Source organism: Streptomyces sp. N50, from assembly GCF_033335955.1.
Classification (GTDB): Bacteria; Actinomycetota; Actinomycetes; order Streptomycetales; family Streptomycetaceae; genus Streptomyces.
Genome location: NZ_CP137550.1, coordinates 54,952 through 80,502, shown reverse-complemented (window position 1 = coordinate 80,502; position 25,551 = coordinate 54,952). Strand labels below are relative to the sequence as shown.

22 protein-coding genes and 2 pseudogenes are annotated in these 25,551 nt (G+C 69.9%); 13 read left to right on the top strand and 11 right to left on the bottom strand.

The window, feature by feature from the left end; genetic code table 11:
- Window positions 1–196: 196 nt before the first annotated feature.
- Together R2B38_RS45090 and R2B38_RS45085 are read right to left on the bottom strand one after the other, a co-directional pair.
- Window positions 197–400, bottom strand: a complete 204-nt coding sequence (locus R2B38_RS45090; protein WP_033283508.1) for a cold-shock protein — start codon at window positions 398–400, stop codon at window positions 197–199.
- A 385-nt stretch (window positions 401–785) separates the two neighbouring features.
- Window positions 786–1,350: pseudogene (locus tag R2B38_RS45085) on the bottom strand (cysteine hydrolase family protein).
- Between R2B38_RS45085 and R2B38_RS45080 the strand changes: the two are divergent.
- A complete protein-coding gene (locus R2B38_RS45080; protein ID WP_318022012.1) occupies window positions 1,298–2,044 on the top strand; it encodes an SUKH-3 domain-containing protein in 747 nt (248 codons plus the stop codon). The pseudogene R2B38_RS45085 and the gene R2B38_RS45080 sit on opposite strands and share 53 nt — an antisense overlap.
- A gap of 92 nt (window positions 2,045–2,136) precedes the next feature.
- On the opposite strand, the gene R2B38_RS45075 is transcribed toward R2B38_RS45080, so the two are convergent.
- The 3 genes from R2B38_RS45075 to R2B38_RS45065 all read right to left on the bottom strand — a co-directional run bounded on the left by R2B38_RS45075 (window position 2,137) and on the right by R2B38_RS45065 (window position 5,608).
- Window positions 2,137–2,661: a hypothetical protein gene (locus R2B38_RS45075; RefSeq protein WP_318022011.1), complete on the bottom strand. Its 525-nt coding sequence runs from the start codon at window positions 2,659–2,661 to the stop codon at window positions 2,137–2,139.
- 236 nt (window positions 2,662–2,897) lie between these two features.
- Window positions 2,898–3,890 carry an XRE family transcriptional regulator gene (locus R2B38_RS45070; RefSeq protein ID WP_318022010.1) on the bottom strand — a complete coding sequence of 331 codons (993 nt, stop codon included), beginning with the start codon at window positions 3,888–3,890 and terminating at the stop codon, window positions 2,898–2,900.
- Window positions 3,891–4,228: 338 nt separating this feature from the next.
- Window positions 4,229–5,608 carry a transcriptional regulator gene (locus R2B38_RS45065; protein WP_318022009.1) on the bottom strand — a complete coding sequence of 460 codons (1,380 nt, stop codon included), beginning with the start codon at window positions 5,606–5,608 and terminating at the stop codon, window positions 4,229–4,231.
- Window positions 5,609–5,794: 186 nt separating this feature from the next.
- On the opposite strand from R2B38_RS45065, the gene R2B38_RS45060 reads away from it, so the two are divergent.
- From R2B38_RS45060 to R2B38_RS45020, 9 genes and pseudogenes are all read left to right on the top strand, one after another.
- Window positions 5,795–6,784, top strand: coding sequence for a glycosyltransferase (locus tag R2B38_RS45060; protein ID WP_318022008.1), 990 nt, complete (start codon window positions 5,795–5,797; stop codon window positions 6,782–6,784).
- Complete coding sequence (locus tag R2B38_RS45055; RefSeq protein WP_318022007.1) at window positions 6,775–8,019, top strand: methionine adenosyltransferase; 1,245 nt, start codon at window positions 6,775–6,777, stop codon at window positions 8,017–8,019. Before R2B38_RS45060 ends, R2B38_RS45055 begins: the two co-directional genes overlap by 10 nt.
- On the top strand, window positions 8,016–8,918 hold the full coding sequence (locus tag R2B38_RS45050; RefSeq protein ID WP_318022006.1) for a sugar phosphate isomerase/epimerase family protein: 903 nt from the start codon (window positions 8,016–8,018) through the stop codon (window positions 8,916–8,918). Before R2B38_RS45055 ends, R2B38_RS45050 begins: the two co-directional genes overlap by 4 nt.
- Window positions 8,915–9,949 (top strand): Gfo/Idh/MocA family protein, encoded by a 1,035-nt coding sequence (locus R2B38_RS45045; RefSeq protein WP_318022005.1) that lies wholly within the window; start codon window positions 8,915–8,917, stop codon window positions 9,947–9,949. Before R2B38_RS45050 ends, R2B38_RS45045 begins: the two co-directional genes overlap by 4 nt.
- Window positions 9,950–9,951: 2 nt before the next feature.
- Window positions 9,952–10,818, top strand: coding sequence for an AAA family ATPase (locus tag R2B38_RS45040; protein WP_318022004.1), 867 nt, complete (start codon window positions 9,952–9,954; stop codon window positions 10,816–10,818).
- Complete coding sequence (locus tag R2B38_RS45035) at window positions 10,818–12,437, top strand: carbamoyltransferase (protein WP_318022003.1); 1,620 nt, start codon at window positions 10,818–10,820, stop codon at window positions 12,435–12,437. Before R2B38_RS45040 ends, R2B38_RS45035 begins: the two co-directional genes overlap by 1 nt.
- A 31-nt stretch (window positions 12,438–12,468) precedes the next feature.
- A complete protein-coding gene (locus tag R2B38_RS45030) occupies window positions 12,469–12,945 on the top strand; it encodes an NUDIX hydrolase (protein ID WP_318022002.1) in 477 nt (158 codons plus the stop codon).
- Between the two features lie 138 nt (window positions 12,946–13,083).
- Window positions 13,084–13,584 (top strand): GNAT family N-acetyltransferase, encoded by a 501-nt coding sequence (locus R2B38_RS45025; protein ID WP_318022001.1) that lies wholly within the window; start codon window positions 13,084–13,086, stop codon window positions 13,582–13,584.
- Between the two features lie 242 nt (window positions 13,585–13,826).
- Window positions 13,827–15,007: pseudogene (locus R2B38_RS45020) on the top strand (UDP-N-acetylglucosamine--N-acetylmuramyl-(pentapeptide) pyrophosphoryl-undecaprenol N-acetylglucosamine transferase).
- A 13-nt stretch (window positions 15,008–15,020) separates the two neighbouring features.
- On the opposite strand, the gene R2B38_RS45015 reads toward R2B38_RS45020, so the two are convergent.
- The 4 genes from R2B38_RS45015 to R2B38_RS45000 are packed head-to-tail and all read right to left on the bottom strand — an operon-like array spanning window position 15,021 to window position 18,589.
- Complete coding sequence (locus R2B38_RS45015) at window positions 15,021–15,455, bottom strand: low molecular weight protein-tyrosine-phosphatase (protein ID WP_318022000.1); 435 nt, start codon at window positions 15,453–15,455, stop codon at window positions 15,021–15,023.
- Window positions 15,452–16,603 carry a DegT/DnrJ/EryC1/StrS aminotransferase family protein gene (locus tag R2B38_RS45010; RefSeq protein ID WP_318021999.1) on the bottom strand — a complete coding sequence of 384 codons (1,152 nt, stop codon included), beginning with the start codon at window positions 16,601–16,603 and terminating at the stop codon, window positions 15,452–15,454. The genes R2B38_RS45015 and R2B38_RS45010 overlap by 4 nt, the downstream gene beginning before the upstream one ends.
- A complete protein-coding gene (locus R2B38_RS45005) occupies window positions 16,603–17,589 on the bottom strand; it encodes an ATP-grasp domain-containing protein (RefSeq protein WP_318021998.1) in 987 nt (328 codons plus the stop codon). The genes R2B38_RS45010 and R2B38_RS45005 overlap by 1 nt, the downstream gene beginning before the upstream one ends.
- Before the next feature lie 4 nt (window positions 17,590–17,593).
- Window positions 17,594–18,589: a dTDP-glucose 4,6-dehydratase gene (locus R2B38_RS45000; protein ID WP_318021997.1), complete on the bottom strand. Its 996-nt coding sequence runs from the start codon at window positions 18,587–18,589 to the stop codon at window positions 17,594–17,596.
- Window positions 18,590–18,879: 290 nt separating this feature from the next.
- On the opposite strand from R2B38_RS45000, the gene R2B38_RS44995 reads away from it, so the two are divergent.
- Entirely contained in the window at window positions 18,880–20,283 is a 1,404-nt protein-coding gene (locus R2B38_RS44995) for a sporulation protein (RefSeq protein WP_318021996.1), read from the top strand.
- A 228-nt stretch (window positions 20,284–20,511) separates the two neighbouring features.
- On the opposite strand, the gene R2B38_RS44990 is transcribed toward R2B38_RS44995, so the two are convergent.
- Complete coding sequence (locus R2B38_RS44990) at window positions 20,512–20,727, bottom strand: hypothetical protein (RefSeq protein WP_318021995.1); 216 nt, start codon at window positions 20,725–20,727, stop codon at window positions 20,512–20,514.
- 1,095 nt (window positions 20,728–21,822) lie between these two features.
- Between R2B38_RS44990 and lexA the strand changes: the two genes are divergently transcribed.
- Both lexA and R2B38_RS44980 read left to right on the top strand, forming a co-directional pair.
- Window positions 21,823–22,494, top strand: coding sequence for a transcriptional repressor LexA (gene lexA, locus R2B38_RS44985; protein WP_318021994.1), 672 nt, complete (start codon window positions 21,823–21,825; stop codon window positions 22,492–22,494).
- Between the two features lie 584 nt (window positions 22,495–23,078).
- On the top strand, window positions 23,079–23,945 hold the full coding sequence (locus tag R2B38_RS44980) for a hypothetical protein (protein WP_318021993.1): 867 nt from the start codon (window positions 23,079–23,081) through the stop codon (window positions 23,943–23,945).
- A gap of 398 nt (window positions 23,946–24,343) precedes the next feature.
- On the opposite strand, the gene R2B38_RS44975 is transcribed toward R2B38_RS44980, so the two are convergent.
- Window positions 24,344–25,543 (bottom strand): helix-turn-helix domain-containing protein, encoded by a 1,200-nt coding sequence (locus R2B38_RS44975; RefSeq protein WP_318021992.1) that lies wholly within the window; start codon window positions 25,541–25,543, stop codon window positions 24,344–24,346.
- Window positions 25,544–25,551 lie beyond the last annotated feature (8 nt).

Genomic DNA, 25,551 nt, shown 5'->3' with positions numbered 1-25,551 from the left:
GCGGCGACACAGACCCGGCGCGGGGACCGTCCCCGGGCCCTTTCGGCCTGTCTGCCTGAATCGGGCAGTCGGCTGCGCGCCCGGGGCCATCCGGCCGGGCGCGCAGGCAGGGGTATTTGCCGTAGCCCCGGGACGTCGGCCGGACGGCAAGGCGCTCCGTACCGGTGCGGTACGGAGCGCCTTGTGGTGCGTTGGGTCAGATGGTCCTGATGTTCTCGGCCTGCGGGCCCTTCTGGCCCTGGGTGACGTCGAACTCGACCTTCTGGCCCTCCGTGAGCTCACGGAATCCCGAGGACGCGATGTTCGAGTAGTGGGCGAAGACGTCGGCGCCGCCGCCGTCCTGCTCGATGAAGCCGAAGCCCTTTTCCGAGTTGAACCACTTCACGGTTCCGGTAGCCATGCTGCTCCCTGGTCGAGGACGGGATGCGCATCGGTCGCGCACCCCTGGGGGTTGAGGTGATCGCCCTGGTCCTGCGACTGCTGGTCTAGCGGTGCATCGGAACCATGACTGCTGATCAAAAGCTAGCCGATCCGAGTACGTCACCCAACTGCGGGGCTCGGTCGGCCGGTTCCGGTCGGCGTATCTGGAGCCGCACGTCGGCGGCAGGGTGCTCCCGGCGCAGGACTGCGGCCGGGCCGCCGTCCGTCCCCCGTACGGAGCACGGGCAACCGACCGCTGCTTGCGGTCTCCCTGGCTGTGGGCTCTGGTCCCAAGAAGTGGACCAGAGCCAGCGCCGGAGCTGACCGCGCGGGTGGCGCGGGCAGTGGCGGCGCGCGGCCAGGCGTTATTGCGGTGCTATGGCTTTGAGCCAGTCCTCGACGGCGATGACGTCTGCCCACTGCGGGAACAGTTTCTCGGTGAGGAACTGGTGCACTTCGGGGTCGGTGTCGAGGCAGCCGTCGGCCAGGACGGTGAGGCCGAAGTCCAGGTCGATGGCGTGCCACAGAGTGGACAGCACTACAGCGCTGGTGGCGATGCCGGTGAGAACAAGGCTGTCGATATCGCGAGCCCTGAGCACCAAGTCGAGGTCACTGCCGGAGAACGCGCTCCCGCGCCTCTTGGTGACCACCACGTCGTCCTGCTGGGGCGCAACGTCGTCGTGAATCGCGGTGCCGGGGGCGCCCTCGGTGAACAGGGCCCGCCCGCACGGCGTTTGTCATCACCCTGTTGCGCGGGCTGACTTCGGGATCGCCCGGCCGTAACCCGATCACCACGTAGATCACGGGGACGCCGGCGGCCCGGGCACCGTCGATCGCCCTGCGCAAGCGCGGCAGGTATCCGGAACCGTCGTCGGCGATGGCCACGATGTCCCGTTGGACGTCCATCACCAGAAGTGCGCTGTTCGCCATGCCTGCCGGCCCTCCTCTGTCGGGAAATCAAGAGCAAGTCTGGTGGATCAGCCGAACCGCGGTGGAGGTTTCGGAGATCCTCATCAGCGTTGCGTCGCAGTGCGCCTATGGCCGGTGTCGGTTCTCGGCTCTGGTCCACTTCTTGTGGTGCGGTCACACGCTGTTCTCTCTCGGATCGTCTGCTGGGATAATCGCCTCATGCTTCAAGCTGGGGGCTGGGCCTGTCATGAATGAGTGGTCGCCAGAGGTGCTGGAGGTCCTGGAGGCTTCTGGATGGACCGCGGGCAGGCGGGTCGACACGACCGGCTGGCGGTCCCGGTTCGCAGCGGTCGGAATCGTCATGCACGACGCTGCCGAGAAGTTTCTCCAGGAGTTCGGAGGGCTGATCGTGAGCATCGGCGGCCCGGGAATCAACTGCGCCCGGGAACCATTCGAGCTGGACCCGGAGCTGACTTGGGGAGAGGATGATCGCTTCTCCGAATGGAGCGAGTCTTTGGAGAGACGACTCTTCCCGCTCGGCGAGCTCGATCACGGCCGATTCTTTCTCGGTATCGATGAGGACAGTGAGATCTACCTTGTCGAGACCTGGGTCGCCAGCTTCGGGCCAATGCCGCACGCCCTCGAAAATCTGATCATCGGCGTGATGCCGCGCAGGATCGATGACGATCACAGACAGCATGAAGATCGACAGTGACGTTGCGTACGCGACCACAAGAAGTGGACCAGAGCCCGTACTCGCGTACACAGCCAGACCGTTCTGGGCGACACGCAGCCGGCGGCAGAAGGTCAGGCAGATCCAGGTAGCTCGACGATCGGGTCCTGACCATGTACATCTGCGGCCGCGATCGGATCGACGGCGAGCCGGATGGCTGCATGGACATCCTGAGCCGCGAGGAAGAGCGTCTTGGTGTCGAGGCGAGTGCCGTTGTGGGTGATGAACACCCTGTCCTCCCCGATGCCGTAGCCGAAGCCCGCATTTCCGCTGACGGCAGTGCTGTCAAGGTGCTCCAGCGCGTTGCGCACACCGGTCACGGGCAAGACCTGCCGCTCGAACGTCGCCATGGCCTGGCGCAGGGGCCCTGTGGGCAGTGCGCTCCTGCGCACGAGTTGACACACCCGGTGCAGTCGTCGCAGCGAGAGCAGGAAGAAGTCGATGTCGCTCTGGCCGCGGGCGATGTCCGAGACGGGCAAGAACGCCAGCCCGACCGCCGATCGGCTGAAGGCGACGATCCGGTCGTGCTGCTGCTCGACGGCAAGGAACTGCTCGTCGGCTCGATTGCGGATCACCAGGGCTCGGGATGTGTCGGGCAAGGACCTCCACTGCGCGTCGTGCGAAACGCGGGCCGTTCGTGCTGGCATTCCCCCAGTATGGTCCGCTGCCGGAGTGAGGCGACGGTATTTGATCGGCCTTCAGACTCCGAGGTCACCGGGGTGCCGGCCGTGCGACATGGCGTTGGACGACTGGACCGGCTGTCCGGAGTGACCCGACGAGGCAGGCGAACGGTCCGCGTTGTTGGGCCCCCGTACGAACCCACGGGGTTTTCGCGCTAGGCGGCGGCGAGTTGGAGGAGTTCCGGAACGCCTTGGGCGCGGGCGTAGGGCTGGAAGCGGGGGAGGAGGTCGTTGACGAGGCTGACGCAGCGGGGTGCGCCGATGCGGCGGGCCAGCAGGAGTGACTGGGTGGCGGCGGCCGCAGCGGGCTCGGGTTCCTTCAGATCGAGGTGACTCGCCGCGCGGTACGCGTGGAACACGCTCTTCGTCTTGTCCCGGGCTGTGGGCAGCAGACGCTCGCCCTCGGTGATGAGCTGGTGGGCGCGTGCGGTGTCGCCGAGGTCCAGGAGCGCCTGCCCGGAGTCGACGGCGAGGTCGGCGGCGGATACCCAGGCGCACCAGGCGGGCCGGTCGGCGCCGGCGTCGTTGAGGTGTTTCTCGGCTGCGGCGAGGGCACGCAGAACGGAGCGTCGTTCCCCTCGGTCGCCTCGCGCCGCGAGGGTCCGTGCGAGGCGTAGTTGGAGAAGGCAGCGGGCGGCGGGGTTGTGGGCGCGGGTCAGGGCGTGGTTGAGGATGCTGGCCGCGGTGGTGTGATCGCGCCGCCAGGCGGCCTGGTAGGCGAGGTCGCCCAAGAGGCCGGCGCCCATGTCGTGGTCGCCGGCGGCGTGTGCGTTGTGCAGGGCGGCGACCCAGTTCTGGCTGGCGTGGGTGTGGCTGCCCAGGTCGAAGCGGTGCCAGGCCACGGTCTGGGACAGAGAAGCGGCCAGGGTGTGGAGGCGGAGTCTGACGGCCGGGCTGCAGCGGCCGTGTTCGAGGAGCTCGGTCACCGTGGACAGGTGGGCGTCCAGCAGCATTGTCGTGTGCTGGCGCTGCTCGGTCGGGAGCGTGGCGAGATGCTGGGTGGAGGTTTCGAGGAAGGCGACGAAGTCCTCGCCGATGGGCTTGCCGTCGTGGGCCTGGGTGAGGGCGGAGGCGGGGCCGACGGCCCAGTCCGCAGCCAGCGCGGATAGGGCAGCCCCAGAGATCGTGAAAAAGGTGCGACGGTCCATCGCTGTTCTCAGAGCCTCTCTCAGGGCGGACACGGGACTGTGGGGTCCGGCGGGATCCCGCCGTCAGCGGTGAGCGACGGCCAGTTCGGCCAGTCGTCGGCACGGACGATATCCGCAGGCCAGCCGAGTGCTTCTGCGATGTAGACCTGGGATTCCTCGTTGGGCTCAACGCCGCGCTGCCATTTACCCACCTGTGGCACGTCGGTGCCAGAGCGCAGACCACGCCAGCGAAGTGCGCCGTGACGCAGCAGGAGCCCAAGGAACCTCTCGGGCTCGCGTGCGCGCCACGTGCAGGGCGGGCGCCCGGACAGGGCGCGTGCGCCACGGACCTCTGCTCCTTAGGCGCTCAGCAGCAGGAAGTCTCGTACCGTCCGGACGTGCCGGTGGGGAGCCAACTCGTCACGCAGGTCACTGAGTGCGTCCGACGGGCGGGAGGAGTTGAGGGTGGCGTTCTGGGTGAAGGCGTCCGTCGCAATGGCGCAGGCGGCGTCCAGGTCACCCAACTGGAGATGGGCGCGGGCAGTGCGAGTGAGATAGAGGACGTGGTCGCGTGCGTATCCGTCGGCCGCGTACTGCACATGGCGTGCCTGGTCGAAGTGGGTCAGGGCGCGGCGGGGGTCATCGAGATCGAGTGCGGAGGATCCGGCGAGCATCTCGATCTCGCCCGGGTTGAGCCAGTACGACCACGACGGGTCGTCGTCGTGGGGGCCGCGGGCGTATTCGGTCCGTGCGGCGTCCAGTTCGCGCCAGCACCCGGTGCGGTCTCCGGTCTTCGACAGAGCCCGGGCGGCCCGCGCGTGGAGCATCGACTTCACACGCGGGGTGGAACGGCGCACGGTGGCGTCCTGTGCGGTGCGGACCAGGGCGACGGCGTCTTGGGGGTTGCCCTCGGAGTAGACCTGGATCGCCATGAAGGCCAGGGTGTTGGCGCCGACCTGGTGGTCGCCGGCACTCGCGGACGCGCGCAGCGAGGTGACGTAGAAGCGCTGGGCGCGGGCGTGGCGTCCGGAGTCGAACTGGAGCCAGCCGCACATGCGGGCTGACTCGGCGAGCAGGGACAGCAACCGGTGTTCGAGCGGTCCGTGCTGCCCGGTCTGCTTGGCGAGTCCCTCAAGGAGGTCGTACTCGGCGACGGCGGTCTGGCGAAGGCGGGCGCCACCGAGGACGTCGTCGAGGTGGCGCAGGTCGTCCAGGCGCTGCTCCAGGGTGTCCAGCAGCGACCGAGTGAGGCGGGGGTTCGTGAGGGTGGTGCCGGCCGGGACATCGGGTACAGCTTCGGCCGGTTCGGCGAGTGCGAGGCTCCAGCTTGTCGCCAGGCCGGTCAGTGCGGCTCCGCTGGCGATGAGAAATCCCCGTCGATCCTGCATGGAGCCTCCCCGAGTGGCAGCGGCTACTGCTGCCACGGTACCCGCCAGGGTCCAGGGGTTGTCGAGAACGGGACGGTCATCGGGGAAGGCGAGCAGCAGGAAATCCGGCCAGCCGAGCACGGTGACGGCCTCGCGGGGGATGCCGTGGAGGCGGGCCATGGCGTACCGGGCGGGCAGCTCGGGGGAGTTGACGCGGTTCTCCCAGCGGGAGACTTTCTGCCGGCTCTTGGCCATCCGGCCGTAGCCGAGGGCGCAGTGCACATCGTCGAGGCGGTCGAGGTAGGCCCCGCCGGTCAGCCCGAGTTCGGCGCGCAGAGCTGCCAGCGGGTGAGGTAACAGCTGGTCGGACATGGCGGGTCCCCCTCTGGCGCAGTCTTCTTGATGCTCCGTCACGGTAGCCAGTCGGGCACGTGCTGTGCAGAACTTCGGCGCACCGTCCGCAACACGTCCGCAACAGCCTTTTCCTTCCCGGCGGTGGGGTGCGGGCGGTGACATGAACGGCAACCCCACTGATCTCCGAGCGAGGAGGGAGTGCCCATGCCCGATCTGAAACCGCCGCTGGTCTCCGTGGTCGTCAGCGCCCGAGGCAACACCCAGCGCGTACGGAACCTGCTGGACGCCCTGGCCCAACAGAATCTGCCGCTCGCACAGTTGGAAGCGGTCGTCGTGGACAACGACCTGCCCGGGCCTATCAGGCCGATCGCGGACGCGGTCCGCGACGGCGACTGGCCGTTCACCGTGCGAGTGCTGTACGAGCCGACCCCCGGGCTGAGCGCGGGCCGCAACCGCGGCATCTGCGCGGCCCGCGGCACGTACGTCGCCATCACCGACCCCGACATCACCCCCGAGCCCGGCTGGCTTGAGGCCCTCGTCACCGCGATCGAGGAAGAGAAGGTGTTCGCCGTCGGCGGCCGCACCCACGTCACCTACCCGGGCGGCCAGGTCACGGCGCTGACGAAGGCGCTGCGCGAGTGCCACGGCGCGGTGGACTGGCCCGAAGGCCGGGAGATGGCCGTGTGGCCGTACTGGGTCACCGGCTGCAATCTGCTCTTCGACCGGCAGACCGCGCTCGACATCGGCCTCTTCCGCACCGACCTGGGGCGCCGGGGCCGGTGGATGGGGGACTGCGAGGACCTTGAGTTCATCGACCGGGCCCGCCAGGCCGGACACCAGACCCTCATCGAACCGGCCGCCATCGTCTCGCACCCCGTCTACCGCCCGGAGACGACCCTCCGCTACTTCGTCCGCCAGGGCGTGGGGCACGGCGTGTGCGTCGCCCGGATGCATCTGAGCGTGACGGTGGAGCCCGCCGCGATCCAGGCCGGCTGCGAAGCCGTGCACGCCGCCGTCATCAACCTCGCCGCGGGATGGACCTTCCTGGACCGCTCCCGCGCGGTCGAAGCCGCCCGCGACCTGGTCCGCATCGGCGCCTACCACATCGAACGCGGCCGGCTCCGGCTGCTCGGCTGCCGCCCCGTCTCTCTTGCCCAGCACGCCCCGACGAAGGAGTCCCTCGCATGGAAGTGATCACGACCACCGGTCTGTCCGCCGCCTCCGCCCTCTTGGGGGTCGAGGTCGTCGAACGCAAGGGCGCCGGTCACCCCGACACCCTCGCCGACGGCGTGGCCGAAGCCATCTCCCGCGCCTACAGCCGCTACTGCCTGGAAGAGTTCGGCGCGATCCTGCACCACAACACCGACAAGACGTCCCTGCTCGGCGGGGCCGCCGACGTGCGCTTCGGACACGGCGAGCTCACCGCGCCCGTCCAGGTCCTGGTCAACGGACGCATCACCGCCGCCCTCGGCGACCACACCATCCCGGTCACCGACATCGTCACCACCGCCGCGCGCAACCACCTCGCGAGGGCGCTGCCGCTGCTCGACGCCGAACGGTGGGTTCAGGTACGGACGCGACTGACGCAGGCCTCCAGCCCCGGAGCAGTCAGCGACGCGGCCACCGCGCAGCGGGAAGCCTCCCGGCAGCGGTGGTTCGCCCCACGCACCCTGGACGACCTCGCTGAACGCCACCGCATGTTCAGCAACGACACCTCGGCCGGGGTCGCCTCCTGGCCGCTGGGGATCGGCGAGCAGCTCGCCCTCGGCATCGAGGAGCAGCTGACGAGCGAGGCGTTCCGCGCCGAACATCCCTACTACGGCACGGACATCAAGCTCATGATCGTCAGGCACGGTCCGCGCGTCCGGCTGACGGCGTGCGTGCCCCAGATCGCCCAGGAGATCCCCGACCTGGACAGCTACATCTCCTGCCGCACCCTGGCCCGCGACCTGATCACCGACATCGCCAGCCGGATCGCGCCCGAACATCAGGTCACGGTCTCCATCAACACCCGCGACGACGACAGCCGTCCCGAGCTGTACCTGACCGCGACCGGATCATCGATCGAGTCCGGTGACGAAGGCGTCGTCGGCCGCGGCAACCGCGCCAACGGATTGATCAGCATGCTGCGGCCCTGGTCCGCCGAGGGCGTCTCCGGCAAGAACCCCGTCTACCACGTCGGCAAGCTCTACAACCTGGCGGCTGCCGAGGCCGCGCGCCGACTGCACGAGGAGACCGGGCTGGACTGCGCCGTCGCACTGGTCTCCCAGTCCGGCCGGGACCTGACCGACCCCTGGCAGGCGATCGTGCAGACCTCCGGCCCCAGCCCCATCGGTGCCGAACGTGTCCGGCAGGCGATCGCCGACGTGATGGCGGACCTGGGCATGCTGCGCGAGCAGCTGCTGGACGGAAAGCTGGCCACGGCATGACTGCCGCCGTCACCGGCGACGCCGCACGGTTCGTGCCCTGCCTCAATCCGGCAACCGTCTCCGGCCTGCCTCTGCCGGAGTTCCTCGCCCTGGCCGCGGGCGCCGGATTCCCCACGGTCGAGGTCTCCATCCAGCAGGCCCAGGCCTATGGCACCGGGCCGTTACACGGCCTGCTCGCGGAGTTGGGTGTGAGCGTGGCCGCCGCGAGCGGCATCCTGCCGGCCGGGCCCGTCCTACCCGCCCCGCTCCTGGTCGACGAGGTCACGTACGAGGCCTGCCTGAACGGTCTGGACGACAGGCTGAAGACCATGGCCGCGCTGGGCTGCACCGTAGCCACGACCGTCCTCAACCCCCGCTCCCCGCTCGGCACCGCTGAGGCATGGACCGTCGCGCGGCAGAGGATCGCCCACCTGGCCACCGCGGCCGCCACGTACGGCGTGCGGCTCGCCGTCGAGGCGGTCAGCATCCGCACCGGACTGCCGCCGGAACTGGACGGCCCGCACCCGGTCGCAGGCACCCTGCCCCGGCTGGCCGAACTCCTCGACGACACCGGAACGAACACCGCGGGGCTGCTGGTGGACTCCTTCCACTGGGCAGCCGCTGGCGCTGACCCGGCCCACCTCACCGCGCTCGACGGCCGCATCACGCACGTGCAGATCGCCGACACACCCAACGGCTGCCCCACCGGCGAACTCACCGACAGCCAGCGCCTGTTCCCCGGCGACGGCGCGCTGGCCTGGACGGTCTTCGCCGACGCCCTGGCCCGGGCCGGATACGCCGGGCCGGTGAGCGTGGAGCTGTTCAACCCCGATTTGCGGGCCCTGCCCGCAGGCGAGATCGCCCGCCGCTCCCACCACGCGGCCACCCGCTGCTTCACCCTCGCGGAGGCACCCCGATGACCCCCACCACCGTGCGGCCGTGGCGGCTCGCCGTCGCCGGATGCGGCGCCGCCGCCTTCGGTCTCCACCTCCCCCTGCTCACCGCGTCCGACGCGTTCGACGTGATCGCCGTCGCCGACCGCGACCCCGCCCGGGCCCGCACCGCGCAGACACGGTTCGCCGTGCCCCGCACCGCGTCCGGCATCGGCGACCTCCTGGCCGACGCCGACGTGCTGGTCATCCTCACCGGCGTACACGACTCGCTCATCGAGGAGGCCCTCGACGCCGGCGTCCACGTCGTCACCGAGAAACCGGTCTGCCTGGACGCCGTCCGTACCCGCAAGCTCGCCGCCCGGGCCAAGGACGCAGGTCTGCTGCTGGAGGTCGGCGCGATGCGCGCCCACGACCCCGCGCTGCACGCGGCCCTCGCGCACGTGCCCGAGCCCACCGGCGGCTGGCTGGTCAAGGCTGACGGCGTCGACGAAGCCACCCGCCGCAGCCTCCTCCCGCCCGGGTTCGCGCCCTACACCTTCGCTCAGGACCCGCCCCAGCCCGTTCCCGAGCACCTGGACGCACACCAGGTGACGGCGCTGCAGATCCTGCTGTGGCAGGGCTACCACCTGCTGACCGCACTCGTACTGGCCGTCCCCGGCATCACCGCCGCGGCGTGCCGCCTCGATCCGGCCGGATCCTCCCTCCACGCGCTCCTGGAGGGACCAGCGGGGGAGCCGTTCACCTTGGTCATCAGCGCGACCCCGGCCGGGGTCTTCCGCGAACAGATCCACCTCGCCGACACCGTCGAGGCCGCCACCATCGACTTCGCCCGCCCTTACGAGCCGGCCGCCACCACCCAGCTCACCACTGCGGACGGCACCACCGGTGGCTTCGGCGACCCGTTCGCCGCCATGTGGAACGCCGTCGACGCCCGCCTGTCCGGACAGCACCCCGCCGACCTGCCGACCAGCGCCGACCTCGCGCTGCGCGTCGAGGACCTCGCCCTCGCCCTGGCCGGCCTCGCCCGACCCGGCACCCGCACACGGAAGGACACCTGATCGTGGCCCACGACGCCCCCGTACTGGTCCTGGACGGCCCGCCCGGAGCGGGCAAGACCTCCCTGCTCGCCCGCATGGTGTGCGCCCTCGGCGACGACACCGTCTGGTTCAGCGAGCCGAACGCACGTCTCGCCGCAGGCCTGTCCGCGCCCGTGCACCCCAGCCCGGCCGGACACTCCCTGTGGTTCCTGCGGCACGAGCTCGACAAGGCCCGCGCCATGCGCCGGCTCGCCGCCGACAAGGACACCCGGCTGATCATCTCCGACCGCAACCACCTCGGCGCCCTCGCCTACTGCTACGCCACCCGCGCCGAGGACTCCCTGCCCTACCGCACGGCCCGCGACTTCTACGCCCGCCGCATCGCCCCCGAACTCCCCGAGACAGTCCGCACCGCGATCCTCCTGGTCAGCCCCGACCAGAGCCTGACCCGCCGGGGCAACGTCGCAGAACTCCCCAGGTGGAAGCAGTGGTTCGACGAAGGCCTCCTGGAGAGGCTCCACACCTTCTACACGGACATTGCCCCCACGCTGTGCCCGAGCCCACCGGCGATCATCGACACCGACGGCTCCACCCGGGAAACAGTCCTCGCGCAAGTCGCCGACGTGCTCGCGGACGCCGGCCTCGACCAGACCGCGCGGCGCCTCACCACCACGCCCGCGCCCACCGCTCGGCCGACCGTCGACGAGCAGTTCCTCGACGCCTACACCCAGCTCGGCGGACTGGAGGCCTTCGGACACCCCTTCACCCCGCCGATCGCGCACCGCGGCGGCACCGTCCAGCTCTGCCAGCTCGGCGCCCTGCACCGTGATGGAGCCGGACACACCCGGCTGTGGAACCCGCTCGCCGCCCCCGCCCGGAGGGCCGCCTGATGAGCAGCAGTACGCCGTGCGCCGTCGGGATCAACGTGGGTCACGACGGCGGCGCCGCCCTGATCACCAGCACCGTCATGGTCGCCATCTCCGAGGAACGCCTCAACCGCACCCGCTACAGCCCCGGATGGGAAGCCTCGCTCCTGTACTGCCTGCGCGCCGCCGGCCTCACCCTCGCCGACGTCGACCTGGTCGCGGTCAGCGGCATCGGCCGCACTCCGCCCACCCGGACCGAGACCGGCCTCACTCACCTCGGCATCGACCCCGAACGGATCCTCCCGGTCGACCACCACCTCAGCCACGCCTACACCGCCTACTGCCTCAGCCCGTACGAGGAGGCGACCGTGCTGGTCGTCGACGGCGGCGGCAACAACAACGACACCGAGACCCACTACCGGGCTACCCCCGACGGGATCGAGCGCCTGGGCGGCAACCCGCCAACGAGGCCCCGCGCGGGCGGCATCGGCGCAACCTACGAGGCGTTCACCAACTGGCTGGGCTGGCACGAGCAGGAGGCCGGCAAAACCATGGCGCTCGCCTCCTACGGCGACCCGTCCCACTACCTCGCCCCGCTCTTCGACGTCGTCGACACCCAGGTCCACGGACGTCTCACCCGCACCCATGCTCCCGGCATCGCCGATCTCGCGATGCGGACCGGCTTCGACTTCGGCCCGTACGACAGCCGCGGCGCGCACGAACTCGGAACGAACGCGGCCGCCTACGTCCAGGCCGAGACCGAGCGGGCCCTGTGCACGCTCGCCGAGCAGGCCATCACCGCGACCGGGCTGGGCAACCTGTGCGTCGCCGGCGGCGTGGCCCTCAACTGCGTCGCCGCCGACAAGCTTCACCGCCTGGACACGGTCACCGGCTACTTCGCCCCGCCCGCAGCCAGCGACCGCGGCCAGGCCCTCGGCTGCGCCCTGTACGCCTGGCACCACCTCACCGGCGAACTGCCCCGGCGGCCCCTGTCCAGCGACTCCTTCGGCCGCGACTACACGAGCGAGGAGATCGAGCAGGCCCTGCGCCGCGACCCCCGATCCGGTCTGGTCGAACGCCGCCGGACACCGTTCACATGGCGGCGCGAGAGCGACATCGCCCGCACGGCCGCCCAGATGATCGCCGACGGGAAGATCATCGGCTGGTTCCAGGGCGGCAGCGAACTCGGACCCCGCGCACTGGGCGCCCGCAGCATCCTCGCCGACCCCCGCACCACAGCCAGCTCCCACGCCCTGAACGAAAGGATCAAACACCGCGAAACGTTCCGGCCATTCGCACCGAGCGTCCTCGCCGACCACGCCGGCGCATGGTTCGACCTCGACGTGCTCAGCCCGTTCATGCTGCTCGCCCCGCCCGTACGCCCCGACCACGCGGACAAGATCGCTGGAGTCGTGCACGTCGACGGCACCGCACGCGTCCAGACCGTCGACCCGGTCACCGCACCCGCCTACGGGGCACTGATCGAGCACTTCCATCAGCTCACCGGAGTGCCCGTCGTCCTGAACACGTCCTTCAACGACCGCGAGCCCATCGTCGAGACTCCAGCCCACGCGCTCGCCACGTTCCAGGCCTGCGATCTGGACGCAGCCTGCGTTGGCGAATACCTGGTCGAGCGGTCCTGACCCGCCTTCGGGGACTGCCACACTGGAGGGCATGACGACCTCCACTCCGCCGCTTAGGGAAGCCGCCCGCGCCATCGTCCTCGACGCCGACGATCGCATCCTGCTGCTGCGCTACGACGAGAACGGCGGCTTCTGGGCGACACCCGGCGGCTCACTGGAGGACGGGGAAGACCACGCCACGGCGACGCTCCGCGAGTTGAGCGAAGAACTCGGTATCGACGAGAAGGCGGTCGAGTTGGGGGTCCAACTCGCGGAGCGCAGCAAGGACCACCTTGTCGGCGGCCGTGAGGTCCGCCAGGTTGAAAAGTACTTCCTCACCCGCGTCTCCGCAGCCGACGTCGACCCGGCCCGGGCATCACAGCCCGACAATATTCGCGAACACCGCTGGTGGACCCTCTCCGAACTGCGCGCCACGGCCGAGACCGTCTACCCCCTCGGTCTCGTCGACCTGCTCACCGGCGTCCTCGCGCACGGTGCACCCATGCACCCCGTCGTCCTGGCCGGATGAGCCTTCCCCGCACCTCGCGGGAAAGCAGACTGCGGGCATGACTCGGCGCCCGCAGCAGCTCGCTCGTCCGTGTGCCTGCACGCGCGCCCGCAACGGCACCCGTGCGCTTACCGCCGTCGACAGGGCACTATCGGCTTCATGAGCTCCGTGCCCACGGCTCCCGACGCCCCGGCCGCGATACGCCTGACGCCCTACGCCCACCCGGCGGCCCGCCGCCTGACCCGAGCCCTGCGCGCGGAACAGATCGGCCTGTACGGCTTCGCCGACGACCCGGACACCACCCCCGAGACAGACTTCGACCCGCCTGGCCTGTTCCTCATCGCTCACATCAGCGAAGAACCGGTCGGATGCGGAGGGATACGCCTCCTCGACGCGCACACTGCCGAAATCAAGCGCATGTATGTCGCTGCCCAGGCCCGCGGCCACGGAGTCGGCCGCTACCTTCTTGAACACCTTGAGCGACACGCCTCAACGCTCGGTGCCACGCGGATCATGCTGGAGACCGGCCGACGCAATACCGCCGCGCTGGCTCTCTACCGCCGCGCCGGCTACGTGTCCTGCCCGTCCTACGTTTCTGGACGCGATCACCAGATAAACCGGGCCATGACCAAGCCCCTCGGTAACAGCCCACGCAACTGATCCGGGACTCCGCCAGACCCGCCACTCCCCGCCCGGGGCGTCGAGCCGCGCCCAGTCCGGTGTGAGCACCGGTGCCGCTTGCGGCCGAACCCGTCGTACGGCAGCGGCCGCCAGAGGCTCGCGCTCCGCGATCCGGCACCCGCCCTACGGGCTCGGCGCTCGTTCTCCCGTTACTCGCGGCGGGGCTCGGGTCCGCTACGGTACGAGCGCTTCTCCTCTAGTACGGGTCAGATGGGATCTCCTTGGTGAACAGTGCTCATGACGCGTCGTCCGGTGCTTTCCGGCTGGTGGTGACGGGCGGCGGGACCGGGGGCACACCTACCCTGCTCTGACGGCTGTACGGACGCTGCAGCAGCGGCTGGCGCTGTCCGGCCGGCCGTTGGAGACGCTGTGGATCGGGACGGAGAGCGGTCTGGAGGCGAGGGTCGCTCCCGCTGAGGGAATTCCGTTCACGACGGTCGCCACGGGCAAGATCCGCCGGTCGTCGAATCCGCTGAAGATGCTGTCGGCGGCGAACATGGCGGACATGGCGCGGGTGCCGCTGGGGGTGGCGCAGGCCCGCAAGGTGATCGCGGATTTCCGGCCGGACGCCGTCCTGGCCACCGGCGGCTACGTGGCCGTTCCGGCCGGGCTCGCGGCACGCATGTGCCGACGTCCGCTGGTGCTGCATGAGCAGACGGTGCGTCTGGGCCTGGCCAACCGCAAACTCGCCCCGTCGGCGACGGCGATCGCGGTGTCCTCGGAGTCGACGCTGGACCTGCTGCCCGCGGCCTCCCAGGCGATCGCGGTGGTCACCGGGAATCCGGTGCGCCCGCAGGTGTTGTCGGGTCATGGTGCGAAGGCCGTCGAGGCGCTGGGACTGACGGGCTTCGACAACCGGCGGCCCACCGTGTACGTGACCGGCGGCGCACAGGGCTCCCAGCAGATCAACGACGTCGTGGCCGAGGTGCTGCCGTGGCTGCTCACCTACGCCAACGTGATCCACCAGTGCGGCCCCAACCACGTCGAGACCCTGCGCGGGCGGGCGGCATCGCTTCCCGCGGAGGCTGCCGCCCGCTACCACCTGGCCGGGTTCGTCGGGGCTGAGCTTCCCGACGTCCTCGCGCTCGCGGACGTGGTGATCTCACGGAGCGGGGCGGGCACGCTCGCCGAGCTGACCGCGCTCGGCAAGGCTGCCCTGTTCATCCCGCTGGCCACCTCGGCGGGCAACGAGCAGCTCCACAACGCCCTTTACCTGCAGGAGGCGGGCGCCGCCGTGGCGCTGACCGACGGCGTCACCGGGCAGACCCTGACTCGTGCGCTGGAGCCACTGCTGGCCGATCCCCACCTGCGCGCGGCGATGGCGGAGCGGGCCCGCGCGCACGGCCGGCCGGACGCGGCCGAAAGGCTGGTGGACGTGATCTTGTCCGCCGCGTCCGGCTGACGACGGTCGGCGGTTACAGCAGGTACCGGTAGGCGCCGGTCTCGACGAGCGCGGCGACCTCGGCGAAGACAGTGCTGTCGCCGCCGTAGGGGTCGGGGACGTCCTGCCCGTCCAGGTACAGGCGCAGTTTCGGCAGGTCCGGCGTGGCGGCCAGCTCCTGGAGCGCGGCAAGGACAGCGTGGTCCATGGCGAGCACGGTGTCGGCCCATCCGATCAGGTCCCGGTCGACCTGACGGGCACGGTGTGCGGTGAGGTCGTAGCCGCGGGCGGCAGCCGCGTCGATCATCATCGGATGGGTGGGCCGGCCGACGTGCTTGTCCCGCAGACCGGCCGTACGTACCTCGACGGCGCTTCCGCCCCGTGTGGCCAGGACGGCGCCGCCGAGCGGGGAGCGGCAGATGTTGCCCAGGCACACGACCAGCAGGCGCCGGGGCCCGGCCGCGGTCACCGTTGCACCTGGGCGAGGGCGTGGCGCAGTGCGTCCGCGATCTGGGTGATGTCGCTGTCGTCCAGGTAGAGGTGGAAGGGCAGGGTCATGACCTCACGCCCGATCCGCTCGGTCACCGGCAGGGGCCGGTGCCAGGAGGCGAACGCGGGCTGGAGGTGGTTGGGCGGGTAGTGGGTGCCGACGCCGATGCCGAGCCGGCGCAGGGCGCCGAAGACCTCCTCCCGGTGCTGGGGGACACGGACCGCGCAGAGGTGGGGTACCGTGCGCGCGACGTCGATGTCGACGAGGTCGACGCCCTCGATCCCTTCCAGCGCCGCGGCGTAGGACCGCCACAGTTGGCGGCGCCGCTGCTCGATCTCGGGAATGTGGGGGAGTTGGGCGAGGCCGATCGCGGCGTTGAGGGACGGCATCTGCACGCGCAGCCCGAAGCCGCTGACGGGGTAGCTGGTCATGTCGGCGCGGGTGGTAACCGTGTCCGTGATGCCGAGGCTGCGCAAGGCCCGGCAGGCGGCGGCCTCCTCGGGGCTCCGCAGGATGACCATGCCGCCCTGGCCACAGGTCAGGTTCTTGATCGGGCCGAACGAGAAGCAGCTCAGGTCGCCGGTGGCGCCCACGCGACGAGCGGCGTCGTGGGCGGAGCCGAAAGCGTGGGCGGCGTCCTCGATGATGACGGCGCCCTGCCGGTCGAGTTCGGGGCGTACGGCGGACAGGTCGACGGCCCGGCCCGCGTACAGGACGGGAATCACGGCCCGGGTCGTCGGCGTGAGGGCCTCGGCGACTTGGGCGGCCTCCGTACACAGGGTGGTGGGGTCGATGTCGGCGAAGCGGGGGATCGCTCCGGTGGCGAGGACGGCCTGGACGGTGGCGCAGAACGTGAAGCTTGGCACGACGACCTCGTCGCCCGGCCCGATCCCGGCGGCCAGCAGGGCGACGTGCAGGGCCGCGGTCCCCGAGGAGACGGCGACGGTGTCCGCCACACCGAGGAAGTCGGCGACCTGCGCCTCGAAACGGTCGCAGACGTCGCTGTGGTTGTACTGGCCGCTGTGCAGGGCGGTGAGGAGCGCGTAGTCCTCGGGTCCGAACAGGAAGGGGCGGGCGCCGGCGCCCGCCCCGGCGACGGGGGCGAGGGCAGTGGCGGAGGTGGTCATCACGGGGCGATCCCTTCGGTGACGGCGAGCGTCTCGTACGACTTGGTGAGACGGACGTCGGGCTTGTAGCGGAGCCGGTCGTGGTCGATGCGGTGGCCGAACAGGCCGCTCAGGTACTGGCCGACGATGTCGGCGCCCGCAGCTTCGGCGGCGGGAAAGCCGCCGGCGAACCGCAGGTTGGCCTCGGTGATCAGGACGCGGTGCGGGCCGCCCTCGCACAGGAAGCCCTGGACACAGCAGGCACCTTGGAGGCCGGTGGCCGCCAGGACCGCCAACACCTCCTGTTCCACCTCGGCGTCGCGGAATGTCGAGGAGACCATGGCGAGTCCGCCCTTGACGACGAGCCGGAGACGCAGGATCACACTGGCGTGGCCGTCGCGGTCGACGAGGCAGTCCGCGGTGAACTCCCGCCCGCTCACCCGCTCCTGGACGATCGGGTCGGGTACGAGCTCGCACAGGACGGCCGCCTGCGCGCGGGTGGCGCAGTAGATGACGTCCTTGGCGCCCTGCCCCCGGCGGGGTTTGACGACGAGCGGCCCTTCAGGGGCCTGCCGGAGCTGGTCGGGCAGGACCGTACGCGGGGCGGGAATGCCGTGAACGGACAGCACCTCGGCGAAGCGGGCCTTGTCGGTGCAGGCCTCGATCGCGGGCAGTCCGGGCAGCCATGTGCGCACGCCGAGGTCGTCCAACTCGCTTCGCAGACCGAGTAGTTGGGGCAGTTCCTGCTCCACGGCCGACACCGCGGCGCCGGGCCCCAGTTCGGCGCACAGCCGGAGGACGCTGCTGCTGTAGCCGGCCTCGCAGGCGGGCACGGTGACCCGCGGCGTGACCTCGGGCAGTTGCAGGCCGATCGCGTTCGGGTCACTGTCGGCGGCGATGACCTCGCAGCCCAGGGCCATCAGACGGCGTGCCACATCGAGGCCCGGGGCTCCGCCCACGCCCGTGACGAGGATCCGCCGGGGACGCCCGGTGGTGGTTTCGGTCATGGCGTCACACCCCGGCAGGGACGGCGAGCGGGTACGGGGCCTGGAGCAGCGGTGCCCAGCGCTCCGGGTTGCGGCGGTACCAGTCGACGGTGGCGGCCAGTTCCGTCATCAGGTCCCGCTCGGGCCGGTAGCCGAGCTGGTTCGCGATCTTGCTCCAGTCCATGGCGTAGCGCCGGTCGTTGGCCCGCCGGTCGGGGACGTAGGTCACCAGCTCCGGTCCGGCGCCGCACACCTCCAGCAGCATCTCGGTGAGCTGGGCGTTGGTCAGGTCGGTCCCGCCGGCGATGTTGTAGACCTCGCCGGGGACGCCGCCGCGCATGACGGCGCCGATGCCCTGGCAGTTGTCGGCCACGTGCAGCCAGTTGCGGACGTGCTCGCCCCGGCCGTGCAGGGTGACCGGCTCGCCGCGCAGCAGGCGCGTGGCGAACAGGGGGATGATCTTCTCCGGGTACTGGGCGGGCCCGTAGCAGTTCGACGAGCGGGTCACGCACACGCCCAGCCCGTAGGTACGGTAGGCGCTCAGGGCGATCAGGTCGCTGGCCGCCTTGGAGGCGGCATAGGGCACGGTGGGCAGCAGCGGAGAGTCCTCCGTGGCCATCCCCTCGGCCAGCGGCCCGTACACCTCGTCGGTGGAGACGTGCACGAACCGCTCGACCTGGTGACGGGAGGCGGCGTCGACCAGGACCTGGGTGCCCATTACGTTCGTCTGGACGAACGGCCCGCCGGCCTGCAGAGAGCGGTCGACGTGGGACTCGGCCGCGAAGTGCACAACGTGGGTCTGCCCGGCGGCCATGACCTGCTCGACGAGGACGCCGTCGAGGATGCTGCCGTGGACGAACGAGAGCCGCGGGTCGAGGAAGGCCTTCCCGAGGTTCTCGACGTGGCCGGCGTAGGTGAGGGCGTCCAGCACGGTGACCTTGGCGATGTCATCGTCCAGCAGTAGCGACTTGACGAAGTGGGAGCCGATGAAACCGGCGCCCCCGGTCACGAGCACATTCATGAGCAGGTCCCTTCCACGGAGTTGCATGACGGGACGAAGCGCCGCCGCAGTCACCTGGCCGCGCCGAGCAACCGGACGGTCCGAGTCCTTACGGCCCTCTGGCTGCCGCCCCGAACGAAAGTGCGATGACCGCAGGAAACGCCGCCGCCCGTGCCCTCCACAGGCTCACGAAGGGGGCACACAACGGGAAAACCCTCCCGGCCGCAGGTCGCAGACTCCTACGCTCAAAACCCAACTGGCCCTGCCCCACGGTGTATCCGGCGGGACCCGGTTCCCAGGAGGCCACTGCCATGGAACTCAGCGCCGACCCGGCCAGGACCGCGAACGACGCACTGGCCCAGCTGATCGAAGCCTCCGGGATGAGCCACCACGCGCTGGCACGGCGCGTCAACGACCTCGCCGAGCAGGCCGGGATCGCCTCCTCCTACACCCATACGAGCGTCGTGAACTGGACCCGCCGCGGCATGGTTCCCCGCCCGCCGGTCCCCGCGCTCATCGTCCGGGCGCTGGAGGAACGCTTAGGACGGCCGGTCGACCCGGCCGAGACAGGCATGCCCCAGGTGCGGGAAACCGCCGACCGCGTCGGCCTGGATTTCCACCGGGACACTCACGAGGCCGTCCAAGCCGCGACACGATTCTGGAGCACCGTGCACCGCCGTACCGTCGTCACAACCGCCTTCGCCGTCAGCGCCTACAGCACACCGGTCACCCGGTGGCTGGCCGTGCCCGCCGAGGCCGATGCTGCCCACTGCGGCAGAAACCGCGTCGGACGCCAGGACCTTGCCGCGCTGTGGGCGGCTGCCGCCGACGCGCAGCGCTCGGACTCGAAGTACGGCGGCGGCACCCGCACGGCCTCGAAAGCGGCGGCCTTCCTCAACGAGCGCGCCATCCCCCTCCTGCACGCCGACTACACCGACGCCGTGGGCAAGGAACTGTTCGCCGGCACCGCCGAACTGGCGCGCGTCGCGGGCTGGAGCGCGCTCGACATGGGCCACCACGCCCTCGCCCAACGGCACTTCATCCAGGCCCTGCGCATGGCCCGCGCCGGAGGCCGTCTGGACATCGGCTGCCACGTCCTGTCCAACATGGCCCTCCAGACCATCCTGCGCGGCTACCCCGACGAAGCCGTGGACATGGCGCAGGGCGCCTACGATCGCGCCCGCTCCAAGGCGGCGCCCCGCGTGCTGGCCTTCGCCAAGCTCATCGAGGCCCGAGCCCACGCCAGCCTCGGCGACGCCCGGTCCGCCGCCGGCGCGCTCGCCTCCTCCGAGCAGCTCCTGGAACGCGCCGACACCGGCCAGGGCGACGAACCCGCATGGATCAGCTACTACACGCCCGCCCGGATGGCGGCCGACGCCGTGGAGATCCACCGGGACCTCGGCCTGCCCACCGCAGCTCTGCGCTGGAACAACCGGGCCACCCCCATGTCCACGAACGACTACACGCGCTCCGTGGGACTGCGGATGACTGTGCTGGCCACCGCACATCTTCAACACCGCGACCTCGACCAGGCGCTCGCACACGGACAGCGCGCCGTCATCATCCTCAGCCACGTACGGTCCACTCGCGCGACCGACTACCTTGCCGGCGTCGTCCGTGCCATGGCGCCCTGGCACCGAGAACCCCGGGTCGTCGAACTCTCCCGCCGCGCCCACCAGGCCATCGCCCTCAGCACCAGCGGCGCGGCCTCGTAGAGGCGCTGTGGTCTGTTCTTCCTCCATCAGCACATCGGCCAGCCGGTCGGAAAGCACGGTGGTCGAGACGGAATACTGGGGAGCCCCGGCGGCGTGACGACGTCCGGCCGATGCTGTGCGCCGCCGGGGGCTTTCCGGTCGTTGCCCCCGCCGCCGATGGTCGGGCGCGGGTTCACCCCCCGCCTCGGCGCCGGGCCAGTCGACGCAGGATGCAATTGCGGCTGCTGTTCAGCGTCGGATGTGAATGCGGACCTGCACGGTCCCGCCGGCCGCCGCCGCTGCGGCGCCGAGCCCGATCACGGGGGCAATGTAGTTGCTGTGCCCGGTGAGCGTGAGCACGATGACCGCGATGATCGTACCCAGCACGGATAAGGCGCTGATCCAGGTGAGCGCTGTCGTCATGGCCGACGCCGGCTCGGACGTACTACGGTCGGTCTGAGTCACTGATGTACTCCTCCAGTTGCGGGGTCTTCTGTGACCCGGGGAGAAGCCGGCCGGTTCGGCTTGACGGGCGTGTCCAGCCCGGCTTCCCCTCGGGAGTTCATGTGGTGGTGTTTCCGTGCCGGTGGGTGGGCCGGCCTGTGGGTTGATCGAAGCCGAGCATGCAGCGCGCCAACACCCCCTTGAGGCAGCGGCCTCCGTTAACGCCGTTAAAGATCATTTCGGCGACATCGAAGCACGGCGGTGCCCCAGATCATCTGGGGTCGGGCGAAAGGGCAGTGACATGGCAGTGCGACGGCGTACGGACGGCAGTCGGACGCCGAACCCGCGGACACACAGAGCCGTCGAAGCCGGCGGAGGCGGTCGAGACTGAACGGCCCCTGCTCCGGGAGGACACGGCACTACGGGGCGCGCGCTGGATCCGGCCGCTGGCGTCATAAGCCGCAGGTGATGTCGACGTCATGACACGAGCGAAGCACCCGTTGGGTCCTCAGCGGTGCGATGTCGAGCAAGTGGGGTGAAGTGGGGGCGGGATTCCAGCGGGGGCGAATAAGACCGCTTTGCCCTCCGGGAACGAGACCCCAGAGAACGTATTGCCCCTTATTGGCGCCTCGCGTCACCTGTCGAAGTGGGGTGAAGTGGGGTCCGCGACCACTTGACAACGCCGACGCCCGACACTGCGCGAAGAGGCCTGCAATCCGAAGGTAAACCCTGTGGATGCCGCCATCGCCATTCCCGTGGATACGAGGTCCTGCTTGGCGGTCACGCGGGTTCCCGAGGAGTCCACGTCACACCGTCCTGCGGAGACTTCACCCGGAGAGCGAACACGCCCAAGACGAGTGTGGGACCGTGGATCCAGGTCTGGCCCATCGCCTTCCCCCGTGGCGATGGGCCAGACCTGTCGCACACCCGGGCAACCACGTCGGGCTCCTGGTGGCATGACATCCCGGTCGTCGTACTACTCAGGTCACGAGAAAGCGGCAGACACAGCGATCCGCCGTGCGACGACGGGCCCGAAGGGAGTCGAAAAGGTGTTCCATTCCGGGGATATTGCAGGTTAGGGTCACGACCTGGGAGATCTTGTACGGAGGTGCCGGGATGGACAACAGCACGTCGGCTCGCCGCGGCCGTCCCCCAGGCCCTCAAGCGGCCGAGGGACAGTTGACGGCCCGTCAGTCGGCCATCGTCAGCTACATCCGGGAGGCGGTCGACCGGCAGGGTTATCCGCCGTCGATGCGCGAGATCGGCCAGGCCGTGCACCTCGCCAGCACCTCGTCCGTCGCGCACCAGTTGATGGCTCTGGAGAGCAGAGGTGTCCTTTTCCGGGACCCGCACCGTCCCCGCGCCTACCGGGTCCGGCCCACGTGGGTGCCCGAGTTGAACGGCAGGACCGGGACGCAGGTCGACGTCCCCCTCGTCGGACGCATCGCGGCCGGCGCGCCCCTGCTCGCCGAGGAGACGGTCGAGGACGTCTACGCCATGCCCCGCCAAGTCGTGGGCGACGGCGACCTGTTCGCCCTGACGGTCACTGGCGACAGCATGATCGGCGCCGCGATCTGTGACGGCGACATCGTGACCGTGCGACGCCAGGACAGTGCCGACCACGGCGACATCGTCGCCGCGCTCCTGGAGGACGAGGCCACGGTCAAAACGTTGCGCCGACAGGACGGGCAGGTATGGCTCATGCCCCGCAACCCGGCATACGAGCCGATCCCCGGCGACGGGGCGCAGATCCTGGGCAAAGTCGTCGGCGTCCTGCGGCTGCTCTAGAAGTAGCGACTTCGCTCGCAGACCGGGCGGGCCGAGTACAGGTATGGCACCGTGGGTTCAGGCCTGGCCCGTCGCCTCCCCCGTGGTGACGGGCCAGCCCCCCGTTGCGAGTCGGTGGCCAGCACGCGCTCCGGCGTAGACCTCTGGCCGAGAGCCTGTCGCAGACACACGGACGCACAGGTACAGCCGCGCGCTGGCTGACCACTTCGCTGCCATTCGGTCAGTTGCCTCTGGTTGGATCGGTCCACGTCGGGCAAGGACTTCCAGCATCGTCGGCGACCAAGAAGCAGTCCGCGCGGGCGACGCTCGTTCGCGACCGTCTCGAAGGAATAGATCAACCCGGCGACTTCCCACGGTGGTGTGCCCAACTGCGCATAGCCGTGAGCTCGTTCCGTGCTGAGTAGCTCCTCCTTGTGTTCCGGCCCCTCCGCAATCACACTCGATGGAATGCAGCGAGGCTCAAGACATCACGGATTCGCATCTTCGCCACAGATGCTCCGAGCGGACGCGTAACCTCATGGAGGATCTCCGGGGGGCATATGAAAAATCGAGAACGGATTCTTGCTGCCTTAGCGATAACTGGATTGATCGCCTTCGCGACGAGCAAAAAGGCGGTACGGCCCGACGCCACTCCCTCGGTGCTCGGTTCGCCGCCGGAGAACGCGCACGACCCTGCCGAGGGCTACTACGACGCGCGGAGGGGCGCAGCTGGTTACGCACCCATCGTTGGAACGTTCGGCGCGCTGGCAGTGCCCGCAGTCGTCGTCGTGTTTGTTAACCTCACTGACCTCCAACGTCACAGCCCGGCCGCTGCGTTCGCGGCAGGACTTCTCGTGGTCACAGTCATCGGCAGCATCATCGGAGCAATTTCCATGGCTGCCATCGGTGGAGAGAGCTCCCTCACCCCAAACTTGACATCAGCAGTGATGTTCGCCGCTGTTCCGGTCGTCATCGCACTCGTCGATGTGGTCGCAGCGTTCGAACTACTCGCTTCTCTAGCGCTACCCGATGCCCAGCTCCTCCTCCAGTTGATCACTGGCATATCCGGAGCCCTCGGGGTCTTCTTTACTGCACTTGCGCTGGGAGACAGCTGGGCTACTCATCCGATCCACTCGCCCAACTACGACGAGTGGAAAAAGAAGGAGTGGATTGGCTCGCAGGAAGACGCGGACAATGCCGCGCTCTGGGTAGCGGGACTCGGAGTCCTCCCGGTCTTGACAGGCACGGCCTTGAGGGTGCTTGCTGGATTACATGTGACAGCAAATGTCACTACAGCGAATGTGATCATTCTCAGCGGCCTGGCCCTCACAGTCGCTGCCACTGTCGCCAGCGCCTTGCGTACCCGCCACCCCAAAATGGCGTCTTCACGGGGCCCGCGGTGGCAGGAGGCTTACGTCACGACCCTCGCCACCAGTACGTATGCTGCCATTCTCGTGATCTTCCTGCCCTGAAGGCGGCGTCTGGGCATTGCAGCTCGCAATACCCGATCGAAAGAAGTCGCCTTCTTCTGCTGTCCCTGGCGCCTGATCAGCCCGGGTCGGATGAGGACCGCGAGCACGCTATCGGCGGCTTGGAGATCGTCCGCACGGGTGCGCCGTTCGTCCGCCACGGCATCGAAGTCGTAGATCGGCCGGGCGACTTCCTCTCACGTCGGCCGTCCACACTCCTCGGCAGGGGCCTACCATCACCCGCTGTTGTCGCGCTTGTGTCGCGGCGAGTCGTCCGGGAGACCGCTCCGGCCCGGCCAACGAGCGGACAATCGGGTCCGGGCTCCCTGACCCAGACGGGCATCGCCAGTGAGGCAAGAAGCGAGATCCGGCCCAACCACCAGGTCCGGCGCATTCCGGCCTCACATCTGGCGCAGGCGATTCGCGCTGAGGGCCAGTACCACCAGCGCCGCGTCCTTGGGGCGTCTGGGGTCGCGGCCGGTGAGTTCGGCGAAGCGGTTGAGGCGTTGCTGGATGGTGTTGCGATGGCAGTACAGGGCGGCGGCCGTGTCGGCGACGGAGCCGCTGCCCGAAAGGTGCACTTGGACGGTCTCCAGGAGCCGGTCCGCCTCCGCAGGGGGCGCTCCCGCGTGCAGGCCGCCGAACACGTCGGCCGCCAGATCCCGGCCGAGGTCCCCGGCCCGGTGGACCAGGACGTCGAGCCAGCTGTCCTCCAGGCGGTGCGGTTCGGTGGCGTCGGGCGGCAGGACGCGGGCCGTGGCGGTCGCCAGAGTGACCGCGCGGGGCAGTTCGGTCAGTCCGGTCACCTCGGGGGAGACTCCGCACGGTGTTCCCTGAAGCTGTGCCAGTACCGCGTCCCGGGTCAGTCTGGGGCTCAGCTGGACGACCAGGACCATGTCCGAGGCGACCGCCTGCTGTTGCAGCGGGGCACCGAGCGTACGGAGTGCGTTCGCCACGCCGCGCAGGGACGCCTCGCCGCCTCCAGGGGTGACCGCGCACAGGAAGCGTCCGGACACCTGGAACCCGAGCGCCCGCGCGGCGTCCTGCACGACGGTCGGGTTGCGGCCGTCGCTGTCGAGGAGCCGGCTGAACCACAGCCGCCGCTCGTCCTCCGTCCGCCGCCCCATCTCCAGCACGGTGCGCTGGTAGGCGGTCATGATGCCGGTGACGTGGTGCTCGACCGCCTCCCACACGTAGTAGGCGGAGTTGACGAGTTGCGCCCTGCCCTCGTCCCCCGCGCGCCGCACCAGCGCGGCCCACACGACCCGGAAGTCCACGCGGGCGGCCTGCAGCAGCGCGTCCAGCGGAACACCCTGCCGGGCACGCTGTTCGCCGACCCGCTCGGACACACCGGCGATGTGTTCGGGCACCGGCAGCCGGGCGACGGTACGCAGCAGCACCTCGAACGCCTGCCAGGCGCTGTCGCGGAACTCCTGCGGGGAGACCAGCTCCGAATAGGAGGCACGCAGCGGTCCCACGTACTCGGCCCATTCGTCGACCAGGCTGTCGATCTCCTCCAGGCACTGGCGTGCCAGCGCGACGACATGCGGGTCCGGCGGAGGCAGGGCCGAGGGCGAGGTCGGAGTGTGCATGTGCTCCATCCTGGCCT

What these genes read in the sequence shown, in the direction of transcription:
- R2B38_RS45090 (WP_033283508.1), bottom strand. Translation starts at nt 400, where the DNA reads ATGGCTACCGGAACCGTGAAGTGGTTCAACTCGGAAAAGGGCTTCGGC.
- R2B38_RS45080 (WP_318022012.1), top strand. Translation starts at nt 1,298, where the DNA reads ATGGCCACGATGTCCCGTTGGACGTCCATCACCAGAAGTGCGCTGTTC.
- R2B38_RS45070 (WP_318022010.1), bottom strand. Translation starts at nt 3,890, where the DNA reads ATGGACCGTCGCACCTTTTTCACGATCTCTGGGGCTGCCCTATCCGCG.
- R2B38_RS45065 (WP_318022009.1), bottom strand. Translation starts at nt 5,608, where the DNA reads ATGTCCGACCAGCTGTTACCTCACCCGCTGGCAGCTCTGCGCGCCGAA.
- R2B38_RS45060 (WP_318022008.1), top strand. Translation starts at nt 5,795, where the DNA reads ATGCCCGATCTGAAACCGCCGCTGGTCTCCGTGGTCGTCAGCGCCCGA.
- R2B38_RS45055 (WP_318022007.1), top strand. Translation starts at nt 6,775, where the DNA reads ATGGAAGTGATCACGACCACCGGTCTGTCCGCCGCCTCCGCCCTCTTG.
- R2B38_RS45050 (WP_318022006.1), top strand. Translation starts at nt 8,016, where the DNA reads ATGACTGCCGCCGTCACCGGCGACGCCGCACGGTTCGTGCCCTGCCTC.
- R2B38_RS45045 (WP_318022005.1), top strand. Translation starts at nt 8,915, where the DNA reads ATGACCCCCACCACCGTGCGGCCGTGGCGGCTCGCCGTCGCCGGATGC.
- R2B38_RS45035 (WP_318022003.1), top strand. Translation starts at nt 10,818, where the DNA reads ATGAGCAGCAGTACGCCGTGCGCCGTCGGGATCAACGTGGGTCACGAC.
- R2B38_RS45030 (WP_318022002.1), top strand. Translation starts at nt 12,469, where the DNA reads ATGACGACCTCCACTCCGCCGCTTAGGGAAGCCGCCCGCGCCATCGTC.
- R2B38_RS45025 (WP_318022001.1), top strand. Translation starts at nt 13,084, where the DNA reads ATGAGCTCCGTGCCCACGGCTCCCGACGCCCCGGCCGCGATACGCCTG.
- R2B38_RS45010 (WP_318021999.1), bottom strand. Translation starts at nt 16,603, where the DNA reads ATGACCACCTCCGCCACTGCCCTCGCCCCCGTCGCCGGGGCGGGCGCC.
- R2B38_RS45005 (WP_318021998.1), bottom strand. Translation starts at nt 17,589, where the DNA reads ATGACCGAAACCACCACCGGGCGTCCCCGGCGGATCCTCGTCACGGGC.
- R2B38_RS45000 (WP_318021997.1), bottom strand. Translation starts at nt 18,589, where the DNA reads ATGAATGTGCTCGTGACCGGGGGCGCCGGTTTCATCGGCTCCCACTTC.
- R2B38_RS44995 (WP_318021996.1), top strand. Translation starts at nt 18,880, where the DNA reads ATGGAACTCAGCGCCGACCCGGCCAGGACCGCGAACGACGCACTGGCC.
- lexA (WP_318021994.1), top strand. Translation starts at nt 21,823, where the DNA reads ATGGACAACAGCACGTCGGCTCGCCGCGGCCGTCCCCCAGGCCCTCAA.
- R2B38_RS44975 (WP_318021992.1), bottom strand. Translation starts at nt 25,543, where the DNA reads ATGGAGCACATGCACACTCCGACCTCGCCCTCGGCCCTGCCTCCGCCG.